The 22678-nt window shown below is 72.3% G+C and carries 23 protein-coding genes and 2 pseudogenes; 16 read left to right on the forward strand and 9 right to left on the reverse strand.

Features of this window, described 5'->3' with window-relative positions; all coding sequences use genetic code 11:
• Positions 1–67 precede the first annotated feature (67 nt).
• Entirely contained in the window at positions 68–799 is a 732-nt protein-coding gene (locus tag ACIHFD_RS55420) for an SDR family NAD(P)-dependent oxidoreductase (protein ID WP_397373777.1), read from the reverse strand.
• Positions 800–879: 80 nt separating this feature from the next.
• Between ACIHFD_RS55420 and ACIHFD_RS55425 the strand changes: the two genes are divergently transcribed.
• From ACIHFD_RS55425 to ACIHFD_RS55440, 4 genes are all read left to right on the forward strand, one after another.
• Positions 880–1446 (forward strand): TetR/AcrR family transcriptional regulator, encoded by a 567-nt coding sequence (locus tag ACIHFD_RS55425; RefSeq protein WP_397373778.1) that lies wholly within the window; start codon positions 880–882, stop codon positions 1444–1446.
• A 61-nt stretch (positions 1447–1507) separates the two neighbouring features.
• On the forward strand, positions 1508–2014 hold the full coding sequence (locus tag ACIHFD_RS55430; RefSeq protein WP_397373779.1) for a PadR family transcriptional regulator: 507 nt from the start codon (positions 1508–1510) through the stop codon (positions 2012–2014).
• Entirely contained in the window at positions 2007–2672 is a 666-nt protein-coding gene (locus ACIHFD_RS55435) for an ABC transporter ATP-binding protein (protein ID WP_397373780.1), read from the forward strand. Before ACIHFD_RS55430 ends, ACIHFD_RS55435 begins: the two co-directional genes overlap by 8 nt.
• Positions 2669–3898, forward strand: coding sequence for a hypothetical protein (locus ACIHFD_RS55440; RefSeq protein WP_397373781.1), 1230 nt, complete (start codon positions 2669–2671; stop codon positions 3896–3898). The genes ACIHFD_RS55435 and ACIHFD_RS55440 overlap by 4 nt, the downstream gene beginning before the upstream one ends.
• Before the next feature lie 66 nt (positions 3899–3964).
• Here ACIHFD_RS55440 and ACIHFD_RS55445 read toward each other — a convergent pair whose 3' ends face one another.
• The 5 genes from ACIHFD_RS55445 to ACIHFD_RS55465 form a co-directional block, all read right to left on the reverse strand.
• Positions 3965–5920, reverse strand: a complete 1956-nt coding sequence (locus ACIHFD_RS55445; protein ID WP_397373782.1) for an endo-1,3-alpha-glucanase family glycosylhydrolase — start codon at positions 5918–5920, stop codon at positions 3965–3967.
• A gap of 207 nt (positions 5921–6127) precedes the next feature.
• On the reverse strand, positions 6128–6592 hold the full coding sequence (locus ACIHFD_RS55450; RefSeq protein WP_350739461.1) for an SPW repeat protein: 465 nt from the start codon (positions 6590–6592) through the stop codon (positions 6128–6130).
• Between the two features lie 92 nt (positions 6593–6684).
• Positions 6685–7362 (reverse strand): cation transporter, encoded by a 678-nt coding sequence (locus ACIHFD_RS55455; RefSeq protein WP_397373783.1) that lies wholly within the window; start codon positions 7360–7362, stop codon positions 6685–6687.
• Positions 7359–7730, reverse strand: a complete 372-nt coding sequence (locus ACIHFD_RS55460) for an ArsR/SmtB family transcription factor (protein WP_397373784.1) — start codon at positions 7728–7730, stop codon at positions 7359–7361. The genes ACIHFD_RS55455 and ACIHFD_RS55460 overlap by 4 nt, the downstream gene beginning before the upstream one ends.
• A gap of 91 nt (positions 7731–7821) precedes the next feature.
• On the reverse strand, positions 7822–8181 hold the full coding sequence (locus ACIHFD_RS55465; protein ID WP_397373785.1) for a winged helix-turn-helix transcriptional regulator: 360 nt from the start codon (positions 8179–8181) through the stop codon (positions 7822–7824).
• 109 nt (positions 8182–8290) lie between these two features.
• On the opposite strand from ACIHFD_RS55465, the gene ACIHFD_RS55470 reads away from it, so the two are divergent.
• The 4 genes from ACIHFD_RS55470 (at position 8291) to ACIHFD_RS55485 (ending at position 11697) form a co-directional block, all read left to right on the forward strand.
• On the forward strand, positions 8291–8776 hold the full coding sequence (locus tag ACIHFD_RS55470; RefSeq protein WP_397373786.1) for a luciferase family protein: 486 nt from the start codon (positions 8291–8293) through the stop codon (positions 8774–8776).
• Positions 8777–8781: 5 nt separating this feature from the next.
• Positions 8782–9705 carry an NADP-dependent oxidoreductase gene (locus tag ACIHFD_RS55475; protein ID WP_397373787.1) on the forward strand — a complete coding sequence of 308 codons (924 nt, stop codon included), beginning with the start codon at positions 8782–8784 and terminating at the stop codon, positions 9703–9705.
• A gap of 34 nt (positions 9706–9739) precedes the next feature.
• Positions 9740–10516 carry an Fpg/Nei family DNA glycosylase gene (locus ACIHFD_RS55480; RefSeq protein WP_397373788.1) on the forward strand — a complete coding sequence of 259 codons (777 nt, stop codon included), beginning with the start codon at positions 9740–9742 and terminating at the stop codon, positions 10514–10516.
• Positions 10517–10689: 173 nt separating this feature from the next.
• Complete coding sequence (locus ACIHFD_RS55485; protein ID WP_397373789.1) at positions 10690–11697, forward strand: GDSL-type esterase/lipase family protein; 1008 nt, start codon at positions 10690–10692, stop codon at positions 11695–11697.
• A gap of 99 nt (positions 11698–11796) precedes the next feature.
• Here ACIHFD_RS55485 and ACIHFD_RS55490 read toward each other — a convergent pair.
• Positions 11797–12129 (reverse strand): annotated as a pseudogene (locus tag ACIHFD_RS55490) (GDSL-type esterase/lipase family protein); the annotation flags it as partial.
• Positions 12130–12259: 130 nt separating this feature from the next.
• Here ACIHFD_RS55490 and ACIHFD_RS55495 point away from each other — a divergent pair.
• Genes ACIHFD_RS55495 through ACIHFD_RS55505 form a run of 3 tightly spaced genes read left to right on the forward strand, consistent with a single transcriptional unit; the run spans position 12260 to position 16009 of the window.
• Positions 12260–12787: a (2Fe-2S)-binding protein gene (locus tag ACIHFD_RS55495; RefSeq protein WP_397373790.1), complete on the forward strand. Its 528-nt coding sequence runs from the start codon at positions 12260–12262 to the stop codon at positions 12785–12787.
• On the forward strand, positions 12780–13769 hold the full coding sequence (locus ACIHFD_RS55500; RefSeq protein WP_397373791.1) for an FAD binding domain-containing protein: 990 nt from the start codon (positions 12780–12782) through the stop codon (positions 13767–13769). Before ACIHFD_RS55495 ends, ACIHFD_RS55500 begins: the two co-directional genes overlap by 8 nt.
• Positions 13766–16009 (forward strand): xanthine dehydrogenase family protein molybdopterin-binding subunit, encoded by a 2244-nt coding sequence (locus ACIHFD_RS55505; RefSeq protein ID WP_397373792.1) that lies wholly within the window; start codon positions 13766–13768, stop codon positions 16007–16009. The genes ACIHFD_RS55500 and ACIHFD_RS55505 overlap by 4 nt, the downstream gene beginning before the upstream one ends.
• Before the next feature lie 99 nt (positions 16010–16108).
• On the opposite strand, the gene ACIHFD_RS55510 is transcribed toward ACIHFD_RS55505, so the two are convergent.
• On the reverse strand, positions 16109–17002 hold the full coding sequence (locus ACIHFD_RS55510; RefSeq protein WP_397373793.1) for an NAD(P)-dependent oxidoreductase: 894 nt from the start codon (positions 17000–17002) through the stop codon (positions 16109–16111).
• Between the two features lie 126 nt (positions 17003–17128).
• Here ACIHFD_RS55510 and ACIHFD_RS55515 point away from each other — a divergent pair, with 126 nt between their 5' ends.
• Complete coding sequence (locus tag ACIHFD_RS55515; RefSeq protein ID WP_397373794.1) at positions 17129–17938, forward strand: alpha/beta fold hydrolase; 810 nt, start codon at positions 17129–17131, stop codon at positions 17936–17938.
• Between the two features lie 71 nt (positions 17939–18009).
• On the opposite strand, the gene ACIHFD_RS55520 is transcribed toward ACIHFD_RS55515, so the two are convergent.
• Positions 18010–19287, reverse strand: coding sequence for an aminotransferase class V-fold PLP-dependent enzyme (locus ACIHFD_RS55520; RefSeq protein ID WP_397373795.1), 1278 nt, complete (start codon positions 19285–19287; stop codon positions 18010–18012).
• A 202-nt stretch (positions 19288–19489) separates the two neighbouring features.
• On the opposite strand from ACIHFD_RS55520, the gene ACIHFD_RS55525 reads away from it, so the two are divergent.
• From ACIHFD_RS55525 to ACIHFD_RS55540, 4 genes and pseudogenes are all read left to right on the forward strand, one after another.
• Positions 19490–19888: a hypothetical protein gene (locus ACIHFD_RS55525; protein WP_397373796.1), complete on the forward strand. Its 399-nt coding sequence runs from the start codon at positions 19490–19492 to the stop codon at positions 19886–19888.
• A gap of 93 nt (positions 19889–19981) precedes the next feature.
• Positions 19982–21070: a PLP-dependent cysteine synthase family protein gene (locus tag ACIHFD_RS55530; protein ID WP_397373797.1), complete on the forward strand. Its 1089-nt coding sequence runs from the start codon at positions 19982–19984 to the stop codon at positions 21068–21070.
• Complete coding sequence (locus ACIHFD_RS55535; protein WP_397373798.1) at positions 21067–22332, forward strand: MFS transporter; 1266 nt, start codon at positions 21067–21069, stop codon at positions 22330–22332. The genes ACIHFD_RS55530 and ACIHFD_RS55535 overlap by 4 nt, the downstream gene beginning before the upstream one ends.
• Before the next feature lie 51 nt (positions 22333–22383).
• Positions 22384–22599: pseudogene (locus ACIHFD_RS55540) on the forward strand (BlaI/MecI/CopY family transcriptional regulator); the annotation flags it as partial.
• Positions 22600–22678: the final 79 nt, after the last annotated feature.

The raw sequence follows: 22678 nt of genomic DNA on the forward strand, positions 1-22678 counted from the left end.
GAGGCGTGCGGACATGTCAAGGGTTACGCGGAGGTTTCCGGCGATGACCGGAAGGTGACGTAACGCCTCAGGCGGTGACACCCGCGTCGACGGAGACGGCCGCGCCCGTGATGGCGCGACCCCCGTCCCCCGCCAGGTGGGCGACGGTGGCGGCGATGTCGTCGGGCGAGCAGTAGCGGCCGAGCGCCGTGTAACGCCGCTCCTCGTCCGCGCCCGGCCCGTCCGCCGGGTTCATCTCGGTGTCGGTGGATCCGGGGTGAACCACGTTCGCGGTGATGCCGCGCGGCCCGAGGTCCCTGGCCAGCCCCTTGGCGAGCCCGGTCAGCGCCGACTTGCTCATCGCGTATGCCGTCCAGCCGGGGTAGGGCACGCGTTCGGCCAGACTGCTGCCGATGAGGACGATCCTGCCGCCGTCCCGCATGTGCCGCGCCGCCGCCTGCGCCAGCACGAACGAGGCCCTGGGGTGCACGGCCAGCAGCCGGTCGACCTCCTCCAGCGTCACCTCCTCCAGCGCCCCGTACGGCGCGATGCCCGCGTTGCTGACCAGGACGTCCAGCCGGCCCAGCTCGCGGACCGTCCGCTCCACGGCCGCGACCAGCGTCCCGGCGTCGGCGGCCTCCGCCCGCAGCCCGAGCGCCCGCGCGCCGGCCGCCTCGACCTCCTTGACGATCGCCGCCGCCCGGTCGCCCGCGCTCCGGTACGTGAGAGCCACGTCGAACCCGTCACCCGCCAGCCGCCGCGCGACGGCCGCGCCGATCCCCCTGCTGCCCCCGGTGACCAGGGCTACCTTCCGTGCCATGCGTCCTCCATCCCGTTGAAGCGGAATCAATTCCGGTTCAACGTAACCGGAATCAGTTCCGGTTGACAAGGGGTGCCAGGATGGGAGCCGTGACACGCGAGCGCACCGACGCGGCCCGCAATCGCGCGAAGATCCTCGCCGCCGCCGAGGGCATCGTGGCCACCCGCGGCGTGCAGGGCCTCCAGATGGCGGACGTGGCCGCGGCCGCCGGGGTCGGCGTCGGCACGCTCTACCGGCGCTTCGGCGACCGGTCCGGGCTGGCGTACGCGCTGATCGACCGGCGGGAGCGGGAGTTCCAGGCGGCGTTCATCGAGGGGCCGCCGCCGCTCGGCCCCGGCACGGAGCCGGCCGCGCGCGCCAAGGCGTTCCTGCGGGCCCTGGCGGACAGGACGGCCGAGCAGCTCGACCTGCTGCTCATGGCCGAGACGGCCAGCCCGCTGGCCCGCTTCGGCGGCGCGTACGACGCCTACCACGGCCACCTGTCGATGCTGATCGGCCGGCTCCGCCCCGGCGCGGACGCCCACTGCCTCGCCGACGCCCTCCTCGCGCCCCTTGCCGCCCCGCTGCTGGCCCACCGGCTCGGGGAGACGGGCATAGAACGGGTGAAGTCCGCCCTGGACGACCTGCTCGACGGCCTCGCGGGCTAGCCGTCCGCCTCCTCGAAGTCCGTCGTTCGCCCGACTATTCATTGAATGTATAGTTGCGATCATGTCCACGGCTCATGTGATGCTCGGGCTGCTCGCGGAGCGCCCGAAACACGGCTACGAGCTCAAGAAGGAGCACGATCATCGCCTGGCCGGCGCCAAGCCGCTGGCCTACGGGCAGGTCTACGCCGCGTTGCAGCGGCTGGAACGCGACGGCTTCGCGGAGGTGGCGGAGACGCAGCAGGAGGGCGGCCCCGAGCGGACCATATACGCGATCACCGGCAGCGGCCGGGAGGAGCTGGCCCGGTGGCTGGACACCGTGGAGCCGCCGGCGCCGTATGTCGCCAGCTCGCTGTTCGCCCGGGTCGCCGTCGCGGGACGAGACGCCGACGGCTATCTGCTGCGGCAACGCGAGGCGCATCTGGCCCGCATGCGGGAGCTGACCGCCGAGAAGGCGGCCGGCCCGCCCGCCCAGGTGCTGGCGGCCGACTTCGCGCTCCAGCACCTCGACGCCGACCTGCGCTGGATCGAGACCGCACTGTCGCGGCTGAAGGGGGACAACGATGCTTGAGGCCAGAGGCCTGGTGAAGTCGTACGGCAGGACCAGGGCGCTGACAGGCGTCTCCCTCCGGCTCGCGGAGGGCGAGATCCTCGCGGTCACCGGGCCGAGCGGATCGGGCAAGTCGACGCTGCTGCACTGCCTGGCCGGGATCATCCGCCCGGAGTCCGGCGAGGTCGTCCTGGACGGCAGGCGGATCGACACGCTGGCCGAGGCGGCGCTGACCAAGCTGCGCCGCGAGAGCTTCGGCGTGGTCTTCCAGTTCGGGGAGCTGGTGCCCGAGCTCACCGCGGCGGAGAACGTCGCGTTACCGATGCTGTTCAACCGGCACGGCCGGCAGGAGTCGATGACCGCCGCGGCCGACCTGCTGGCCCGGCTGGAGGTGTCCGACTGCGCCGACCAGCGGCCCGGCGAGCTGTCCGGGGGCCAGCTGCAGCGGGTGGCCGTCGCGCGGGCGCTGGTGACCGGCCCGCGCGTGGTCTTCGCCGACGAACCCACCGGAGCGCTGGACACCCTCGGCGGCGAGCAGGTGATGAGCGCGCTGCTGGACGCGGCCCGCGCCGGCGGCACCGCCGTGGTCCTGGTCACCCACGACAACCGGGTGGCGGCCTACGCCGACCGCGAACTCGCCCTGCGCGACGGGGCCCTGCTGACGGGGATCAGCCAATGATCATCGTCCTGCGCATGCTGAACAGGGGACGGTCGCGAGCCGAGCGAGCCCGCGCCTGGCTGGTCGCCGCCGGCACGGGGCTGGCGACGTTCCTGGTCTGCACGGCCGTCAGCCTGGCCGATTTCAACGACGACGGCGGCTCGCTGACCGGGCTGGCCCTGGCCCTGCTGGCGCTGCCGGTCGCCGGCCTGGTGCACCAGTCCAACCGGCTGGGCACGGCCACCAGGGAACGACGGCTGGCCGGTCTGCGGCTGGCCGGCGCCACGCCGGGCGACGTGCGCCTGCTCGGCGCCCTGGAAGGCGGCGGGCAGGCGCTGACCGGCTCGCTGGCCGGCGCAGCGGTCTACGTGGTCACCCATCTCTCCGGGCCGCTGACCCAGGTGCCGGTGGTCGTGGCCGTGATGGCACTGGGCGGAGCCCTGTCAGGGGCGCGCGCCGGCCGGAACGTCATCGCCTCACCGCTGGGCCTGGTTCGCCGTTCACGCCTGCGGGGGCCGAGAGCGGCGGACCTGTACCGCTTCGTGGCCGGTTCCTGCCTCTTCTTTCTCGGATACGTGACGAAAGGGCGCTCTCTGCCCGGTGGGGTGTACGGGGCGACCGTGGCCATCACGGCCGGGATGGTGCTCATGCTGTTCGGGGTGACGCTGGCCACGACCTGGGTGATCAGGGTGTACGCGCGCCGCGCCGCCCGGCGGGCCGGCTCGCCCGAGATGCTGCTGGCCGCGCGGCTGGTCGAGGCGGACCCGAGGGCCCGGGCCAGAGCCCTGTCCGTGGTGGGCCTGACGGTGTTCTTCGGCGCGGCCGCCGGGGCCCAGCAGGCGGGCATCGGCTACCACCACGCCCATGCGCTCGTCGACGCCGCGCTCCTGGTGGCCCTGGTGACGTCGGCGGCCGCCCTCGTGGTGCACCAAGCCGAGGAGCTGCTCGATCACCGCCGCTCGTTCGCCGCGCTGGCCGCCTCCGGGGTGCCGGAGCGGGCGCTGGGCGGGGTCCTCGTACGGCAGGCGGTCATCGCCGCGCTGCCGATCTGCGTCGTGGCGGCGGTCGGGGGAACCGTGGTGGTGATCCTGCCCCTCGCCGACGTCTACCAGGTGGGGTGGCTCAGCTGGGCGGTCGGCAGGGCCGTGGCCATGGCGGGCATCGGGGTTCTCACCGCGGTGCTCGTGGCCCTGGCGGCACGCCCGCTGCTGCGCGACACGCTCCGCCTGGAGAGGCTGCGCGCCTGAGAGAGGCGCCGGCCGTGGAACCGCCGGATCCCCGGGCAACCCGGCCCGGGGATCCGGCGCGCCGCGTCAGCGTTCGCTGGAGGCCGCGCGGTAGTGCAGGTCCTGCACGTACGGCGTCGCGCTGATCGCGTACGGCGAGACCACCTTCGCCACCACGGCCGAGCTCCTGGTGACCGAGGCCGAAGCGGTGCCCGCCTTCAGCGGGAACGTCTTGGCGGACACCCCGGCGGGCGCGTCGTAGGTCTGCGTCGTGCCGCCGATCGTGACCGACACCTTGCCCGCCGCGGTCAGCATGGTGAGCACCTCGACGGTGTCGCGGGCCGCGGTGCTGCCCGCGCGCAGCTTCATGAGCTTGGTCTGCGCGTACGACGGATCGGCCGCGACCGGCTGGACCCGGTGGGTCAGGTACGCCGTGTCGTTGGTGATCTTCGGGCAGCCGAGCTTGTAGCAGGTCAGGTAATAGGCGCTGATGTCGAGATAAGTCCAGCCGGCGTTCCTGGAAGGGGCGAACTGGGTGTTCTCCGAGTAGTCGTTCCAGGTGGTGAGCTGCACCCACTCCGCCTTGCCGTCGATGGCCCCCTTCCAGGTGGCCCGCAGGTTCTCGGTGTTGCCCGCCTCGTCGAAGATGCTCTGGTTGGGGCGCTCGTCCTGGACGGACACCGGCTGCATCCAGATCTTGCCCATGCCGTGCGCGCGGTCGATGTTCGTCGTCAGAGCGGCGTTGGCCGCGGGGCTGCGGCTGCCCCAGTTCGAGAAGCCGTAGCTGATGGAGGCGAAGGCGTCGCGGTACTTGTTGAAGTCGACGAACGTGGGCACCAGGGCGACCTTGATGCCGTGCTGCGTCTCCATGGTCTTCATCCAGTCCGACCACCAGGCGGGGGTGCGGCCTTCGGCCTTGAACGGCGCGACGACAAGGCGGTCGTCGGCGAGCCGGTAGACCGACTTCGACGCGGCCAGCTTGGCCATGGCGGTGGCGAAGGCGGCGCTGTCCACCGAGGACAGGCCGTTCATGTCCGGCATGAGCACGATCTTGAAGCCGGGGTCCACGGCCTCGGCCGCCTTGACGAGGTTCTGCACCCGCGTCCACTGCGCGCTGGTCACGGAGAGGACGTCGACGGTGAAGCCGTCCAGGCCCGCGGCGATGGCCTGCCGCACCTCCGTCTTGAGGTCGGCCAGCGCGTAGTCGCCCGTGATCGGGTCGCGTCCCAGCGGCCGGTCGCGCAGCAGCCCGCCGTAGGCGGCGTGCTTGCCGCTCTCGCCGTCCGGCTTGAGGTAGTTCCTGGCGTAGTAGTCGCCGGCCGGAGCCTGGTTGTCGAGGGAGATCGGATAGGGGCTGAAGTAGTGCGCGAACACCTTCTTGGCCGAGGCCCGCAGCGCCGCGGTGCCCGCCAGGGTGAAGGGCAGCGGCCCGTCGGTCTGCTCGTCCCCGGCGCCTTCGGTATAGGTGACCGTGAGTTTCGGCCCCCGATCCCCGCTCTCACGTGAGGACATCAGGACGGTCGTGGTGGCGTCGGTCCCGGTGAGGGCGAACGCGTACGTGCCATCACCCTTGACGGCCGACGAGACGTCCAGCTTGGCCGTCGCGCCGGTGGTGAAGCCGGTGTGCGAGCCGATGACCGGCGCGCTCAGCGCCGGACGGGTGTTCCAGGTGGTGGCGGCCTCCGTCCAGGCGCCCGTCACCGGGCGGACGGAGACGGTGGTGTCCGTCGTTCTGGCCGAGACCACGTCCAGCGTGACCTTGACGTCCTCGGCGTCCTGCGGGATGCCGGTCACCTTGAAGCGGGTCAGGGCGGCGCGCTGCCCCGCGGTGGCGCTGCCGCACGCGGTGCCGCAGACGCTCACCCAGGTCGCGGTCGCGAAGCTCTTGGCCGGCTCGGCCTGGCTGACGAACACGTCCTCCGCCGCGGCGAACGTCACGCTGACGGGGGCGACGGCGGACGCCTGCGCAGGGGCCACAGCGGCTGTCGCCAGCATGGCGACGCCCGCCGCCGCCCCCAATAACGTCCGATATCGGTTGGCCATGAAACTCCCTTGCCTTACGGTACGGCCCCGCCTCGGCGGGGCCGTCTTGCACGGCCAAGGATGGATCATGCTCAAGCGTCGGATCCACACTTTTCGGATAACTCACAGGCGCCGGACAGTCGACTGCGTCCCCTTCTCCTCCAGGAGACGGGACGCAGTCGGCGGCGTGCCGCTTCTCGGTGCGGACCGGCGGTCCGCCCGGAGGCGTCAACGCCGGCGTAGGGACATCGAGCCCAGCATGACGCAGGCCAGGCCGCATGCGACGATGACGATCCCCGTGATGACGTTGTTGATGATCGTGCCGGCGCTGGCTGTGTGCGGCGGCAGCACCCACGGGGCGATGATCGTCCACACTCCGATGACCGGTACGACAAATGCCAGCCCGTGGATCCTGCCGTACGCCGAGGCTATCCCGGCCGCCAGCAGCGCCAGGGCGATACCGGTGATCAGATTGTTGACGGTCAGGGTCGAGCGCCCGAAGAATCCCACCACCCATGGTGAGATGGCGAGATAGAGACCGCTCAGGAATGTCAGTCCGCTGACGGACTGCCCCGACGGGCTCTGCGCAGCCATGTCGTATTGAGCTCGCAGGGCCGCTATGTCCGGGTGCTGACCCATGTCGAGTTTCGGATGGAGTGGACTATCAGCCATGTCCCACACCACCTTCCCCATACCGCGTGGAGGTTTGAATACGTAACCCCTTCCCCCACGGTCACGCCAACGCGCCCACCAGGGTCAACATTTCTCCAAATCGCTTGCCGCGCCTATGACGGCGAGCAGCAACCGTCGGCGCAGCCGTCCGGCTCGGCGCCGGCGGGCACGGCGCAGCAGGCGTCTCCGCGCCAGGCGTCGCGCCCTTCCTTGACCGCGACCGCGGCGATGACCAGGGCGGCGATCGGGTCGGCCCAGGACCAGCCGAAGGCGCTGTTGAGCGCGAGCCCGGCCAGGAGCACCCCCGACAGGTAGGTGCACAGCAGGGTCTGCTTGGAGTCGGCCACCGCCGAGGCCGAGCCCAGCTCACGACCGGCGCGGCGCTGGGCGTACGACAGGAACGGCATGACGGCCAGGGACAGGGCGGCCAGGATCAGACCCGGGGTGGAGTGTCCGGCCTCTCCCGCGCCGAGCAGGGCGCGTACGGCGTCGACGGTGACGTAGGCGGCCAGGGCGAGGAAGGAGATCGCGATGACGCGCAGCGCGGCCCGCTCGCGGCGTTCGTGGTCGGCGGCGGAGAACTGCCAGGCCACCGCGGCGGCGGAGGCGACCTCGACGACCGAGTCCAGCCCGAAGCCGATGAGCGCCGTGGAGGAGGCGATGGTCCCCGCGGTGATGGCGACGACGGCCTCGATCACGTTGTAGGTGATGGTGGCGGCGACCAGCAGCCGGATCCGGCGCCGGAGCACGGCGCGCCGGGCCGGCGCCGGGCCCAGGTTCTGTGCGGTCACGACCCGGCCTCCCCCACCGGGGCGGGGCGCAGGGTGACCGCGTGGCCCGTGGCGGCCAGCAGCTGCTCGGCGGAGGCCAGCAGGTCCATCAGCTCGGGCCGGGTCAGGGAGTAGAACGACTGGCGGCCTTCGGCCCGGTAGTCCACCAGGTCGCAGTCGCGCAGGCAGGCCAGGTGCTTGGAGACCGTGGACTGGGCCAGCCCGAGCTCGGCCGTCAGGTCCACCACTCGCGCCTCGCCCCTGGCCAGGCGCTGCACGATGCGCAGCCGGGTCTCGTCGGCCAGCGAGTGGAACAGCGCCGCCGCCGGAGGGACCCCGGCGGCGATGTCGGTACTGACACAGCGGCCACCGTCGTTATCAATCGCCATATAGCGATGATAACGCGGATGAGCGATCGCTGCCATCAGGTGACCCGGCAGTCCGGCCGCGGCACCCGTCAGCGCGCGGCGCAGGGCCCGGTCAGGACGCGTCGTAGCGCCCGCGGGCGGCGGCCACGTACTCGCGGTGCCGCTCGGCCCATTCGATGAGCCCGGCCACCTGGGACGACAGCGTCCGGCCGACCGGGGTCAGGTCGTAGTCCACCCGGGGCGGCGAGGTGGGGGTGACGGTGCGCTCCACCAGGCCGTCGCGCTCCAGGCTGCGCAGGGTGAGGGTGAGCATGCGCTGGGAGATGCCCTCGATGGCGCGCTGCAGCTCGGAGTAGCGCTTGGGGCCGCCGCCGAGCAGGTCCATCACCAGCACGCTCCATTTGTCCCCGACGCGGTCGAGGATGTCGCGCAACTGGCAGGACGGGTGATGCTCGCCGACCGTCTCACGCACATCGGTGTGCCTAACGCGGGTCAAAGTGCCTTCTTCCGTCATGACGGCATTCTGGATCAGACTCGATGCGCGCACAAGAAGTAACCAGCGCACAGAAAGTGCTGTTGTGATGAGCATCGACTTGACCGATCCCCCACCCCGGCCCGGCCCTCGCCCGCGGACCACGGGTCTGGAGATCCCGCACGACCAGCTCGACCAGTTCTCCCCGCCGCGCATCAGGGCCGCCCTGGTGGCGGAGGCGCAGGCGCTGGCGGGCGTGTTCACCGGCCCCAGCCAGGTGTCCGAGCCCGCTTCACTCGCGCTGCGGCTGCGCGAGCCCGCCGGTCCGTGGGCGGCGTTCCTGCACCCCAGCCGTGACGAGTTCGGCCACATCCACCGCTCGGGTTTCCTGCACCTCACGGTGCCCGCGCCGCTCATCGATCCGCTCGAACGGGCCGGGTGGATCGAGCCGCATCCGATCAGCCGGCGCCCCGAGTGGCCCGACACGATCGTGATGCTTTACGCCCCGCGCGACGAGGCCGAACTGGCCGTCGCCCGCGCCGTCCTGCGCGCCTCCTGGCGGCAGGCCACCACAGCTTCCACGGAAACGGAGTGATCATCATGCGTGCCATGGCTTTCACCGGCTTCGGCGCCGACCTGGCCGCCGCCGACCTGCCCGTGCCGGAACCGGGTCCCGGCGAGGTGCTGGTCCGGGTGCTGGCCTCCTCGGTCAACGGTTTCGACCTGGGCGTGCTGGGCGGCTACCTCAAGGGCGTGTACGACTACGAGTTCCCGGTCGTGCTCGGCAAGGACTTCGCCGGCACCGTGGCGGCCGTCGGCGAGGGCGTGACCGGCCTGTCGCCGGGTGCGGACGTGTTCGGCGTGGTCATGCGCCCGACCCTGGGCCAGGGCGGCTTCGCCGAATATGTGGTGGTGAGCGAGCAGTACGGCCTGGCCAGGATCCCCGAAGGGCTCGGCCACACCCGCGCGGGCGTGCTGGGGCTGGCCGGGACCGCCGCGATGGACGCCGTCGACGCCGTCGCCCCGGCACCGGGCGAGACCGTCCTGATCTCGGGCGCGACCGGCGGCGTGGGCGCGTTCGCCATCCAGCTGGCCGCCGCGCGCGGCGCCAGGGTGATCGCCACCGCCAGGCCCGGAGCCGAAGCCGCCTTCGTCACCGGGCTGGGCGCCACCTGGGCCGTCGACCACGCCGATCTGCCGGCGCAGGTGGGCGCGATCGCGCCGGGCGGGGTGGACGCCGCGCTGCACCTGGCGGGCGACGGCCCGGCGGTCGCCGCCCTGCTGGCCGACGGCGGGCGGCTGGCCTCCACCCTGCACTACGTGCCCGACGAACCCGGCCGCGACCTCAAGGCCACGGCGGTGATGGCCGACCCGAACCCGGACACCCTGGCCCGGCTCGCCGCCGACGCGGCCGCGGGACGCCTGCGCGTGCCGGTGGCCCGCGCCTACCCGCTGGCCGAGGCGCCGCGCGCGGTCTCCGACTTCACCGCCGGCACCGTCGGCAAGCTCGCCGTCACGATCTGAGCAAGTAGGCGGCCCTGGTGGGCAGGGTTTCCCCATGCCGGAACTCCCCGACGTGGAGGGCTTCCGCCAGGTGCTGTCGGAGCACACCGGCGAGCCGATCAGGGCCGTGCGCGTTCGCGACCCGGGGGTCCTGCGCGGCATCGGCGCCCGGCGGCTGGCCGCCGCGCTGCGCGGACACCGGTTCGAGCGGCCGCGGCGGCACGGCAAGTGGCTGATCGCGCCCGCCGGCGGGCCGGTGCTGATGCTGCACTTCGGCATGACCGGCTCGCTGTCCTGGCACTCCCCCGAGGAGCCGTGGCACCGGCATGACCGGGTCGTCTGGCAGTTCGACGACGGGGAGCTGCGCTACCGGGACATGCGCAAACTCCAGGGCATCCGCCTCGCCGCCGACGAGGCCCAGGCCGAGCGGGTGCTCGGCGGCCTCGGCCCGGACGCGCGCGAGGTGTCGTACGCGTGCTTCGCCAGACTGCTGTCGGGTCGCCGGGGACGGCTCAAGCCGGCGCTGATCGACCAGGCGTTCCTCGCCGGCCTGGGCAACCTGCTCGCCGACGAGATCTGCTGGCACGCCGGCGTCGATCCCCGGCGTGCCGTGGCAGATCTGGACGAGGCCGCACGCTCCGCTTTGTACGGGGCGATGCGCCGGGTCCTGCGCGTGTCGATCAAGGCCGGATGCGTGCCCGCACGTGACACCTGGCTGACCGGCGCGCGCGACGAGCCCGGCGGTCCCTGCCCGCGCTGCGGCAAGCCCCTGTCGCGCTGCCGGATCGCCGGCCGTACGACCGTCTGGTGCCCGGTTTGCCAGCCTCTCTGAAGGCATGAACCTTTCACCGGGTACGCGTCACTGACCTGCCCGGAAACGCGCCGCGCGAACGATCTCGTTGACGGTCGTTCATGACCGAGAGTCCACTGGTGCGCAAGCCCTCTGCCGGCCATCACGGTCGCCGACCGGCCCGCACCCATCGTCGCCCCCAGGATCGGACTCTGATGAGGACACGGCTGCTGCTCAGCACGCTCGTCATCGCCCTGGTCACAGCGGTCACGCCGCGGGCCGAGGCGGCGGCGGGCGACGGCTCCCCCACCGACACCAACATCTCCTTCACCGGGCGGTGGGACACCACCGCCTCCACCGCGTACGTGCCGTACTGGGCGGGCGCCTACCTCACCACCGGTTTCACCGGCAGGACGGTCAGGCTGAACCAGCGCAACACCATCGACCTGTTCTACAGCGTCGACGGCGGCGCGTGGGTCTACATCCAGAACGTACGCGGCTCGGTCAACCTCACCCCCACGCCCCTGGCCGCGGGGAACCACACCTTACGCGTCTCCTACCGGGTCGTCGCCGGGTCCTACCACGGTGACGCCGTCTTCCAGGGCCTCGTGCTCGACCCGGGGGCCACGACGTACGCGATCGCGCCCCCGTCCAAGCTGATCGAGTTCGTCGGCGACTCCATCACCGTCGGAACGACCACCTCCAAGAACGCCCTGACCGCGTACGGCTGGCTCATCGGCGAGCGCCTCGGGGCCCGGCACACCCAGATCGCCCAGGGCGGCGCCTGCCTGGTGGCGACCGCGGACGGCTGCGTCGGCCTGGAGGCGCGCTTCCCCAAGCTCAACCCCAACGCCGCAACCCCGGACTGGAACTTCTCCCGCTACCAGGCCAACGCGGTCGTGATCAACTTGGGCACCAACGACGTGGGGCACGGCGTGAGCACCACCACCTTCCAGGCGTCCTACACCCACCTGCTGCAGGAGGTGCGGGCGGCCTACCCCGGGGCGTCGATCTTCGCGCTGGAGACCTTCACGAAGCGGTACGCCACGCAGACCCGGGCCGCGGTCACCGCCCGCAACTCCGCGGGCGACGCCAAGGTCTACTACGTCCCCACCGAGGGCTGGCTGACCAGCGCCAACATGTCCGACAACGTCCACCCGAACGACAGCGGCCACGTGGTCATCGCCGATCGCCTGGCGCCGATCATCAGCGCCAGGCTCTGAGGGACGGCGCCTGCGCTCCGAGCAGGCGGGCGAGGCCCTTGACGATCTCGGTGGCCAGCACCGCCTGCCCGGGTCGAACACCCGCCCCATCGAGGCCTCGACGGCCGCGTAGTTGGGGTCGGGCCGGAACAGGTCGTTCGCCCCGCAGGACACGTGGACCAGGTCGGGGCCGAACTCGCCGAGCCGGTCCAGCTGCGTCCGCACCGTCCGGGAGGCGGTCGCGCCGGCTTCGGCGGCCTTCAGGTAGGCCAGATCGGGATGGATCCGGCGCAGCACGTCCACGACGCGATCGGGCCATCCCAGGCCGGCGTATCCGGGGCTCGGGTCGCCGGTGCCCGCCGCCAGGCTGTCGCCGACGGTGGCGAAGCGGCGCCAGGGTGCGCGGGCGAGCAGGTCCGCGGCGCGCGCGGCGGGCAGGCAGGCAGTAGGGATCGGACTCTTCTACGCAAGTGGTCACCAAACAAATAGTACGATCGTTCGTACTCATTCCTCAATGGCGTATAGTCGGTGAGGACCTCCCCCCGTGAGGGCGCGGCTCGTGCCGTGCCGGAATCGAGGGGTTATGGCTCATGACACGACTCACCGGAGTCCCGCGCCGACGATCGCGCGGGTCGCGGTGACCTTGACCGTCAACGGCGTCGATCATCGGCTCGACCTGGACCCTCGCGTGACCCTGCTGGACGCCTTGCGCGACGGGCTGGGGCTGACCGGCACCAAGAAGGGCTGCGACCAGGGCGCCTGCGGCGCGTGCACCGTGATGGCGGACGGCAAGCGGGTCCTGTCCTGCCTGACATTGGCCGCGCAGTGCGAGGGCCGGGCGATCACCACCGTCGAAGGCCTCGCAGCCGACGGCGTCCTGCATCCGGTGCAGGAGGCGTTCGTCCGTCACGACGCCTTCCAGTGCGGCTACTGCACCTCCGGGCAGATCATGTCGGCGGTGTGCCTGCTGGCGGAGGGGCGCGCGGGTTCGGATGCGGAGATCCGCGAGTTCATGAGCGGCAACCTGTGCCGGTGCGGCGCCTACCCCAACATCGTCAAGGCGATCCGCGAGGTCCGCGACCGGATGGGGACGGGTGACCGCGATGCGTGAGTTCGAGTACGTCAGGGCGGGCGAGGTGGGCCAGGCCGTGGCAACGGTGACCGCCGATCCCGACGCGTCCTATCTGGCCGGCGGCACGACTCAGATCGACCTGATGAAGGACGGCGTCCTGGAGCCGGACCGGCTGGTCGACATCACCCGGTTGCCGCTCGCCGGCGTCACCCGCGACGGCGATGTGCTGCGCGTGGGTGCGCTGACCACGATGGAGGAGCTGGCCGCCGAGCCCACGGTGACCGAGCGCCTGCCATTCCTGCGTGAGGCGCTGCTGCTGGGTGCGTCCGTCCAGCTGCGGAACATGGCGACGATCGGCGGGAACCTGTTGCAGCGCACCCGCTGCCGCTACTTCCGCGACCCCACCGTCCTCGCGTGCAACAAGCGGCACCGTGGTTCCGGGTGCGCCGCGGTGCGGGGGGCCGCCAGGATGCACGCGATCCTGGGCGCGAGCGAGCACTGCATCGCCGTGCACGCCTCGGACATGGCGGTGCCGCTCGTGGCGCTGCACGCGGTCGTGCACCTGCGCGGGACGGGCGGGGAGCGCTCGGTCCCGCTGACGGAGTTCTACCGCGTGCCGGGGGACACGCCCGACGTGGAGAACGTGCTCACCCACGGTGAGCTGATCACCGCTGTGGACATCCCGCTGCTCCCGCCGGACGCGCACTCCACGTACCTCAAGATCCGCGACCGGGTCTCCTACGAGTTCGCGCTCACCTCCGCCGCGGTGGCCCTGCGGTTCGACGGCGGCGTGATCGGGGAGGCACACGTCGCCCTGGGCGGCGTCGGGACGATTCCCTGGCACGCGCCCGAGGCCGAGCAGGCCCTGCGGGGGCTGCCCCCGAGTCTGGAGGTCTTCACCGCGGCGGCCGAGGCCGCCGTCCGGGACCCGTTCACCGTGGAGGGCACCGCCTTCAAGGTCGAGCTGGCCAAGCGCACCCTGGTGCGCGCCCTGCGAACCGCCGCCGGAGGTGCGTCATGACGATCGTCGAGCAGATCGACCTGGTCGGCGAGGGAGTGGACAGGGTCGACGGCCCCTTGAAGGTCACCGGCGCCGCGCACTACCCCAACGACTTCAGCTTCCCCGACCTGGCGCACGCCGCGCTCGTGCGCAGCACCGTGGCCGCCGGGCGGATCAGCCGGCTCGACACGAGCGCCGCTCAGGCCTCGCCCGGCGTGCTGGCGGTCATCACCCACCAGAACGCGCCCTCGCTGGGGCGCGCGTCCGACACGGTGATCCTGTCGGCCCCGCCGCCGCCGTTGCAGGGGGACCGGATCCTGCACTACGGCCAGTACGTGGCCGTGGTCGTGGCGGGCACCGCCGAGGAGGCGACGGCCGCGGCCCGCCGGGTCGAGGCGGAGTACGAGGCGACCGAGCCGCTCCTCGACCTTCATGACCCCAGGGCGGAGGTGCTCACCGACCCGTTCGAGTTGGACTCCAGTCGCGGCGACGTCGGGGCCGCCCTGGCCTCGGCCGAGGTGACGTTCGAGGCGACGTACACCACGGTCGACAACACCAACAACCCGCTGGGCCTCTTCACCACCGTGGCCGCCTGGGACGGCGAGGCCCTCACCGTCCACGACTCCACCCAGTGGCCCGACGCTCTGCGCACGGCGCTCGCGCAGGTGTTCGGCGTCCCGGAGAGCGGCGTGCGGGTGCTGGTCCCGTTCGTCGGCGGCGGCTTCGGGGCGGGGCTGCGCGTGTGGCCGCATGTCATGCTCGCGGCCCTGGCCGCGCGCACGGTGGGCCGGCCGGTCAAGCTTGTGCTGACCCGCCCGGAGATGTTCACCGGGGTCGGTCACCGCACGGCCACGGAGCAGCGTATCAAGATCGGCGCCACCCGCGACGGGCGGCTGGTCGCGATCGACCACGAGAGCACCACGACGCTGCAGATGGAGGGGGACAACTTCGAACCGTGCGCCTCCGGCACGGCTTACGCCTACGCCTGCCCCAACGTCTCCACGCGTGACCGGCAGGTCCGGCTGAACGTCACCTGGTGCAACTCGATGCGCGCTCCCGGCGAGGCACAGGGCAACTTCGCGCTGGAGTCGGCCATGGACGAGCTGTCCTACGAGCTCGGCATCGACCCGCTCGAGCTCCGGCTGCGCAACTATGCCGAGAGCCAACCGCAACTCGGCCTCCCGTGGTCGAGCAAGGCCCTGCGCGAGTGCTACGAGGTCGGTGCCGAACGGTTCGGCTGGTCGCGCCGCCTACCCGAGCCCCGCTCGATGCGCGACGGCGACTGGCTGATCGGGTACGGCCTGGCCGGCGTCTCGTTCTTCTGGTTCCAGAAGCCGTGCCAGGCGACCGCGACCCTGCGCGCGGACGGGACGGCGCTGGTGCGCAGCGCGGTGACCGACATCGGAACCGGCACCTACACGGTGATGGCCCAGCTGTCGGCCGAGCTGCTCGGGCTGGACCTGCCGCGCGTCACCTTCGAGCTCGGCGACACCGACCTGCCGCCGGGGGCCGTGGCGGGCGGCTCGGGCCTGACGGCCAGCCTCGGCAGCGCGATCCACGCCGCCTGCCGCAATCTCGTGCAGGCCTTCCTGGACACCGTCCGCGACGATCCCACCTCGCCGCTGGCGGGGTGCGCCGTCGACGAGGTCGGGGTCGGCCGCGGTCGCATCCACCGGACGGGATCGCCCGAGCGCGGCGAGGCCTACACCGACATCCTCGTCGCGCACGGGCTGACGGAGCTCAGCGCCCACGGCGCCAGCGCCCCGGCCGACTCGCGGGAGCTGGGCCTGGCGCCCGCGGGACCCTTCGGCGCGAAGTTCGTGGAGGTGCGGGTCGACCCGGATCTCGGACTGCTGCGGGTGGCCAGGGTCGTCTCGGTGATCGACGCAGGCCGCATCCTGAACGAGAAGACAGCCACCAGCCAGATCATCGGCGGTACGGTCGGCGGCATCGGCATGGCCATGTTCGAGGAGACGGTCACCGATCCGGGATCCGGGCGCATCGCCAACGCCACCTTCGGCGACTACCTGATCCCGGTCAACGCCGACATCCCCGACATGCAGGTGAGCTTCGTCGGCCGGCCCGACCGGTTCAATCCCGTCGGGGTCAAAGGCGTCGGCGAGATCGGCCTCGTCGGCATGGGCGCCGCCATCGCCAACGCGGTCCACCACGCCACCGGCAGGCGCATCCGCTCGCTGCCCATCACGATCGACCGGCTCCTCCAGCCTGTCGCGGCGGCCGACGGCCCGAATCGGCCCTGAGCAGGTCCGCGCCGAGAGGGGTGAGCGTGTGGATCTTTGCCCAGGGACGCCGGGGCCCGACGCACGGGCCCGACGCACGGGGCCAGTGGTCGGGGACGCTCAGGCGGTAGCGGGATCGTCGTCGAAGCTGGCGTAGTAGGCGGCGGCCATGTCCTCGTCGCCGTGGCCCTGGGCGGCGGCGCGGTCGAAGCGCGCGGCCCCCGCGGCGGCGACGTCGAGGCGGACGCCGTGCTGCTCCCCCGCCTCGACGATCAGGTGGGCGTCCTTGGCAGCGGTGGTGACCGCGAAGCTGGGCGGCGTGAGGCGGCCCTCCAGCACCAGGCCGGTCTTGACGCGCAGGTAGCCCATGTCCAGAGGGCCGCCCTCGATGGCGTCGAAGAAGCTCTGCGGGTCCACGCCGAGCGCCTTGGCCAGGGCCAGGACCTCGCCGGCCGCGTTGGTGGCGGCGAGGACCCAGCTGTTGGCCACGAGCTTGAGCCGGGTGGCGCCGGCGGCCGCGCCGTCCTCGCCGGTCCACACGGTGCGGGCGCCGACGGCGTCGAACACCGGCGTCACGCTCTGCCGGCCCTCGCCGGGTCCCGCCGCCAGGACGAGCAGCTGCCCGGCCTCCGCGGGCTGGCGGGTGCCGAGGACGGGCGCGTCGTAGAAGACCAGCCCGTGCTCGCGGGCGAAGGCGGCCATCTCGCCGATCGCGTCGAGGCCCGCGGTGGTCGACTGCACCCAGGCGGCGCCGGGGCGCAGGGCGGGCGCGGCCTGCCGCATCACCTCCAGCACGGCGGCACCGTCGTAGAGCATGGTGAGGACGACGTCGGCGTCGCGCACGGCGTCGGCGGGGGTGCCGGCGACGTGCACCCCCTCGGCGGCCAGCGGTTCGGCCTTGTCCCTGGAGCGGTTCCAGGCGCGGACGGCGTGGCCCGCGCGGGCGAGGTTGCGGGCCATCGCGGCCCCCATGATCCCGGTGCCCAGAACGCTCACGGTGAGGTTGTCGGTCATGAGGTCACCTTTCTCTCTTGTCGTGCCCGGTCCGGCTACTCTTCCCGGCGGCGCGCCCGCTAACTTGTACATCGATGTTCAGGTTATGATCTCGAACGGTGCCGAACGCATTCCAGGAGGGGCGCCATGACGACCGGCCACGCAGGACAGCTCGCCTTCGAACGGCGAGGGGAAGGGCCGCCGGTCGTGCTGTTGCACGGCATCGGGCACGACCGCCACGGCTGGGATCCGGTGACGGATCGGCTGACGCCCCACCATGAGCTCGTGCTGGCCGACCTTCCCGGCCACGGCGGCTCCCCGCTTTCCCACGGCGGCGGTCCCCTCGGGGTCATCGAGCTGACCGATCGCGTGGAACACCTGCTGGACGAGCTCCACCTCGATTCCCCGCTGATCGCCGGCAATTCCCTGGGCGGCGCGATCGCGCTGGAACTGGCGCGCCGGGGCAGGGCCCGAGGCGTGGTCGCGCTGGCGCCGATCGGCTTCTGGTCGCGCCTGGAGGTCGCCTACGTCGTGGCGGCGCTGCGCGGCTCCCGCGGCCTGGCCCGCCTGCTCGCCCCGCTGCTGCCCGCGCTGGTGCGCCGCAGCGTGGTACGCGCCACGACGATGGGCCTGTACTTCGCCCACCCGCTCCGGCTCACCGCGGACGAGGCCCTGCGCACCATGCGCGCCTTCGCCGACGCCCCGGGAGTGCGGGCGATCCTGCCGTACAGCCGGCGCTACTTCTTCGGCAGCGGCCGCGGCATCGATCAGGAGGAGATCACGATCGCCTGGGGCACCCGGGACCTGCTGCTCATCGGCGGCCAGGCCCGCCGGGCGCGGAGGCTGCTCCCCGCCGCCCGCCACGTCAGGCTGGCCGGCAGCGGGCATGTCCCCATGTCCGACGACCCCGCCGGCGTGGCCGGCCTGATCCTCGCCCAGGGCCGGAAGAAGCCGTAAGGCCGCTCCTCGTAACGGCGGCTCCGACGCCTCCGGCCGTCGCACAGCCCGCCGTCCGGGGGGCCGGCAGGTCAGGGTGCGCGGAGGTCGCGCAGTGCGGCCGCGAGCCGGTCGATGTCAGCCGCGGACGTGAACAGGGCGGGCGTGACGCGGACGCCGCCACCGCCCGCCATGCCCGTCCGGGCGACGGTGAAGATCCGATGGTCGCGCATCAGGCGGTCGGCGATGGCGGTGTTGTCGGCCTCCGTGGTGAGCCCGCGCAGGCGGAAGGCGGTGATGGCGCCGTACATGCCGGGCTCGTCCGGGGTGAGGATCTCCACGTTCGGGACGTCGCGGAGCGGGCGCACCCAGCGATCGCGCAGGAACCGCAGCCGGGCCTGCTTCACCTGCGCCCCGAGTGCGTCGTGGAAGTCCAGGGCGGCGTCGACGGTGAGGAAGGGCGCGACGTTCATGGTGCCGGAGTGGACGCGCGAGCGGATGTCGGTGGCGGTGTAGGTCTCGTCGGCGTAGAGCGGGTCGATGTCGCCCAGGCGCTGCGCGCGGACGTAGAGGAACCCGGCGCCCAGCGGCGCGCCCATCCACTTGTGCAGCGAGAAGACGGCGAAGTCGGCGTCGAGGTCGGGGAGGGTGAAGTCGAGCTGCCCCCAGGAGTGCGCGGCGTCCACGATCACGTCGACGCCCCGGTCGCGGGCCATGGAGACGATCCGGCGTACCGGCGTGACCAGGCCGGTGCGGTTGTTCATGTGGCTGAGCAGGAGCAGCTTCGTCTTCGGGTGCTCGCGCAGGGCGCGCTCGTAGGTGTCCAGCACCGCCTGGCAGGTCGCGGGCTCGGGCATGACGATCCGCGCGACCTCGGCTCCACGCCGGTCCTTCAGCCAGTTCATGGCGTACTGGCCGCTGTGATAGTCCAGGTCGGCGTACATCACCTGGTCTCCGGGGCGCAGGCGGCGGTAGCCGGAGATCAGGTTCTGCAGGGCCTCGGTGCCGCCCCGGGTGAGCGCGATCTCGTCCCTGGTGACGCCGAGCATGCCCGCGAGGCGATCGCGGATCCTGTCGGCGCCGGCCTTGTACGTGGTGCGCAGCAGGTGCGAGTTCTGCTCGTTGAGCAGGTCCACATTGCGGTGGTACGCCTGCCGTACGGGCTCCGGCATGACGCCGTAGTAGCCGTTCTCCAGGTTGACGAAGTCCGGGCTCACCCGGAACCGGCGGGCGACGGCGGCCCAGAAATCCTCGTCCCGGGCCAGCCGCTCGGCGGTGACGCCGTGCCGGACGGCCGGCGGTCCGGCGGCGACCGGAGCGGCGGCCAGCGCACCGAGTCCGGCGACGACCCGGCGTCTCGAGACGGTCATGGACGGCTTCACCACCTGACATCAATGGGACACGCGAATCCCCAGTGTGGCGTCGGTCGCGGCAAACCGCGGGTTCATTTCCCCGTGTCGGCAGCAGGTGCGGCGGATTGCCCCGCACTCTCCATAAAGCGCCTACCGGCTTTACCGGAATCTTTGAATTCTCCGGGCGCGGCCGGCGGCCTCGCGGGCATTATCACCGGTGATGCTCACGACACGAACCACCCGTTCCCGCCGTCCGCCCGGCCGGCCGGCGGCGCATGCGGTGCTCGCGCTCGTGCTGCTCATCGGCGTGGTGTTCGCCCATGGCGGCGCGTGCGCGGCCGTGGAGCTGTCGGAGCCGGTCGCCCACAGCGTCGATCTGAAGAACACCGCCATCTACAGCGCGCGATGCCTGCACCGCGAGCTGCCGCCGCGCCACCAGCACGGCACCGAGCAGGACTGCTCGGCGACCAACCCGGCCGACACGCCGATCTTCGCGGCGATGTCCACGGCCTCGTCCGTCCCGTCGGCGCAGGCCGCCGCGGCGGCCACGACAGTCCCGGCGCGCGCCGCCGGGACCGCCGCGCCGTATCTGGAAAATCTCTGCGTGATGCGCATATAGGACCGCGACGTCCATCAGCCGTCCATGTCCGTCCGGATTCGCGGCCATTCGGTCATGCCGCGAATTGCGCCATTCACTTCGGGGATTTCACCAATGTCATCACAAGCTACTTTCGCGCGTCCGCAGAAGACGCCGCCCACCGGTTTCTCGTCGCTTTCCCTCGCCGTCGGCAATACGCCGCTGGCATTCATCTCCGAGCCGTTCGTACCGGGAGGAGGGTTCTGGGCCAAGCTGGAAGGGTTCAATCCGGGCGGCATCAAGGACCGGCCGGCGCTGCACATGGTGCGCCAGGCCCGGGCCCGAGGGGACCTCCGGCCGGGGGCGACGATCATCGAGTCCACCAGCGGCACCCTGGGGCTCGGCCTGGCCCTGGCCGGGATCGTCTTCGGCCATCCGGTCGTGCTGGTGGGCGACCCCGGCATGGAGCCGCTCATGTGCCGGCTGCTCTCCTCCTACGGCGTACGCCTCGAGATCGTCCGCGAGCCGCACCCGGCCGGCGGCTGGCAGGAGGCCCGCCGGGAACGGGTGCGGCGCCTGCTGGCCGACATTCCCGGCTCCTACTGCCCTGACCAGTACAACAACCCGGACAACGCCGACGCCTACGCGGGGCTCGCCCACGAGCTGCTGGGCCGGTTGCCGCACATCGACACGCTAGTGTGCTCCGTCGGCACCGGCGGGCACAGCGCCGGCATCCACGCCGTGCTCCGCCGCCACTTCCCCCGGCTGAAGCTGGTCGGCGTCGACACCGTCGGCTCGACCATCTTCGGCCAGCCCGCCCGGCCCCGCCTGATGCGCGGGCTCGGCTCCAGCATCCATCCTCGCAACGTCGCCTACGACGCCTTCAGCGAGGTGCACTGGGTCAGCCCGGCCGAAGCGGTCTGGGCCTGCCGAGCCCTGGCCGCCGGTCACTACGTCTCGGGCGGCTGGAGCACGGGCGCGGTCACCCTGGTGGCGCGCTGGCTGGCCCGCACCGCGCCTGACCAGACCGTCGTGGCGGTCTTCCCCGACGGGCCGTGGCGCTACTGGAACAGCATCTTCGACGACGACTACTGCCACGCCAACGGCCTGCTCGGCACGGTCCCGGCCGAGGAGCCCGACCTCCTGCGCGAGCCGGCCGAGCGGGAGGTGCACCGCTGGACGCGCTGCGCCACCGTGACGGACCCCCTGGCAGGCCGGCGATGAGGGACACGCTGCGGCAGTTCCGCTCCTTCGACCGGCCGATCCAGCTCCTGCAGATCAACCAGGCGGGCATCAACCTCGGCTTCTACATGCTCATGCCCTACCTCGCCCAGCACCTCTCGGCCGGCGCCGGCCTGGCCGCCTGGACGATCGGGCTGATCCTGGGCCTGCGGAACATGAGCCAGCAAGGCATGTTCCTGATCGGCGGCACCCTGGCCGACCGGCTCGGCCACAAGCCGATGATCATGCTCGGGTGCGCGCTGCGGACCGTCGGATTCGCCCTGTTCGGGCTGACCACCTCGCTGCCCCTGCTGGTCCTGGCCGCCGCCGTGACGGGCTTCGCGGGCGCGCTGTTCAACCCCGCCGCGCGGGCCTATCTGGCCTGCGCGGCCGGGGAGCGCAAGGTCGCCGCCTTCGCCGTGTTCAACGTCTTCTACCAGGGCGGCATCCTGCTGGGCCCGCTGGCCGGCCTCGCCCTGCTGCACACGGGGTTCACCGCCGTGTGCCTGTCCGCCGCGGCGATCTTCGCGGTGCTGACCGTCCTGCAGGGGCTGTGCCTTCCGGCCCGGCGTGCTCCCGTGCCGGAGGAGCGGCAGCCGGTGCTGCGGGAGTGGCGGCGGGCGTTCGGAGACCGGGCGTTCGTGTCCTTCGCCGCGGCGATGATCGCCTCGTACGCGCTGTCGTACCAGATGTATCTGGCCCTGCCGCTCGAGGTGCAGCGCCTCGGCGGCGGCGAGGCGGGGGTGATGGCCCTGTACGCCCTCTCGGCGCTGCTCGGCATCGCCGGCCAGGTCCGCCTGACCGCCTGGAGCTCGGCCCGGTGGACGCGCGGCCAGGCGATCAGCCGCGGCCTGGCGCTCATGGGGGTCGCCTTCCTGCCGCCCGCGGCGCTCGCCCAGCCGGCTCTCGCGCCGGTGTGGGCGATGGTGCCCGTCGTGATGTGCGTGCTCCTGCTCACCCTGGGCACGCTGGTGGCCTTCCCGTTCGAGATGGCCACCATCGCCGACATGGCGGGAGATCGGCTGATCGGCACCTATTACGGGCTGTACAACCTGCTGTCCGGGCTGGGGATCCTGGCCGGCAACCTCATGGCCGGCGCTCTGGTCGACACGGCCCGCTCAACGGGGTGGGCCGGCCTGCCGTGGCTGCTCCTGGCCGTCGCGGGGCTGGCCTCCGCCGCGGCCGTCCGGCGGCTGGACCGGCGCGGCCGGCTCTCCCCCGCCTGCCGGACCGCCGTGCTCGGCGACCGGCCACAGGCGGCATAGGGGCGGTAATCTGCCAGCCGGGAGCAGGACACAGCAGGGGGGCGGCTTTCCCACAAGGGCATGGTCTCCCGCGAGCGCGTCGGCCGGGCACACCTCTACAAGGCCACCGACGGCAAGGACGCGTTCGTCGCCGAGGCCATGCGGGCCGCGCTGGACGAGGCGGGCGACGTCGCGGCGGCCGTGCAGCGCTTCGTCGGCACGGTGACGCCGGAGGTGGCCGCCGCCTTGCGGGAGGCGCTGGGCGAGCGGGACGGATCCGCGCCGTGATCGTCTGACCGGTCCGCGTCACCCTCTGACGACGGGGTCGAGGCCGGTGGCGGGATGACCGGGCGCCGCGCCGCGCCCG

The organism is Nonomuraea sp. NPDC051941 (assembly GCF_044593615.1).

Coding starts and splice junctions, on each gene's coding strand:
- ACIHFD_RS55520 (WP_397373795.1), bottom strand. CDS start 19,287: ATGACCGTCTCGAGACGCCGGGTCGTCGCCGGACTCGGTGCGCTGGCC.
- ACIHFD_RS55515 (WP_397373794.1), top strand. CDS start 17,129: ATGACGACCGGCCACGCAGGACAGCTCGCCTTCGAACGGCGAGGGGAA.
- ACIHFD_RS55475 (WP_397373787.1), top strand. CDS start 8,782: ATGCGTGCCATGGCTTTCACCGGCTTCGGCGCCGACCTGGCCGCCGCC.
- ACIHFD_RS55430 (WP_397373779.1), top strand. CDS start 1,508: ATGTCCACGGCTCATGTGATGCTCGGGCTGCTCGCGGAGCGCCCGAAA.
- ACIHFD_RS55460 (WP_397373784.1), bottom strand. CDS start 7,730: ATGGCGATTGATAACGACGGTGGCCGCTGTGTCAGTACCGACATCGCC.
- ACIHFD_RS55480 (WP_397373788.1), top strand. CDS start 9,740: ATGCCGGAACTCCCCGACGTGGAGGGCTTCCGCCAGGTGCTGTCGGAG.
- ACIHFD_RS55500 (WP_397373791.1), top strand. CDS start 12,780: ATGCGTGAGTTCGAGTACGTCAGGGCGGGCGAGGTGGGCCAGGCCGTG.
- ACIHFD_RS55425 (WP_397373778.1), top strand. CDS start 880: ATGGGAGCCGTGACACGCGAGCGCACCGACGCGGCCCGCAATCGCGCG.
- ACIHFD_RS55435 (WP_397373780.1), top strand. CDS start 2,007: ATGCTTGAGGCCAGAGGCCTGGTGAAGTCGTACGGCAGGACCAGGGCG.
- ACIHFD_RS55420 (WP_397373777.1), bottom strand. CDS start 799: ATGGCACGGAAGGTAGCCCTGGTCACCGGGGGCAGCAGGGGGATCGGC.
- ACIHFD_RS55440 (WP_397373781.1), top strand. CDS start 2,669: ATGATCATCGTCCTGCGCATGCTGAACAGGGGACGGTCGCGAGCCGAG.
- ACIHFD_RS55470 (WP_397373786.1), top strand. CDS start 8,291: ATGAGCATCGACTTGACCGATCCCCCACCCCGGCCCGGCCCTCGCCCG.
- ACIHFD_RS55445 (WP_397373782.1), bottom strand. CDS start 5,920: ATGGCCAACCGATATCGGACGTTATTGGGGGCGGCGGCGGGCGTCGCC.
- ACIHFD_RS55505 (WP_397373792.1), top strand. CDS start 13,766: ATGACGATCGTCGAGCAGATCGACCTGGTCGGCGAGGGAGTGGACAGG.
- ACIHFD_RS55450 (WP_350739461.1), bottom strand. CDS start 6,592: ATGGGGAAGGTGGTGTGGGACATGGCTGATAGTCCACTCCATCCGAAA.
- ACIHFD_RS55525 (WP_397373796.1), top strand. CDS start 19,490: ATGCTCACGACACGAACCACCCGTTCCCGCCGTCCGCCCGGCCGGCCG.
- ACIHFD_RS55530 (WP_397373797.1), top strand. CDS start 19,982: ATGTCATCACAAGCTACTTTCGCGCGTCCGCAGAAGACGCCGCCCACC.
- ACIHFD_RS55495 (WP_397373790.1), top strand. CDS start 12,260: ATGGCTCATGACACGACTCACCGGAGTCCCGCGCCGACGATCGCGCGG.
- ACIHFD_RS55535 (WP_397373798.1), top strand. CDS start 21,067: ATGAGGGACACGCTGCGGCAGTTCCGCTCCTTCGACCGGCCGATCCAG.
- ACIHFD_RS55485 (WP_397373789.1), top strand. CDS start 10,690: ATGAGGACACGGCTGCTGCTCAGCACGCTCGTCATCGCCCTGGTCACA.
- ACIHFD_RS55510 (WP_397373793.1), bottom strand. CDS start 17,002: ATGACCGACAACCTCACCGTGAGCGTTCTGGGCACCGGGATCATGGGG.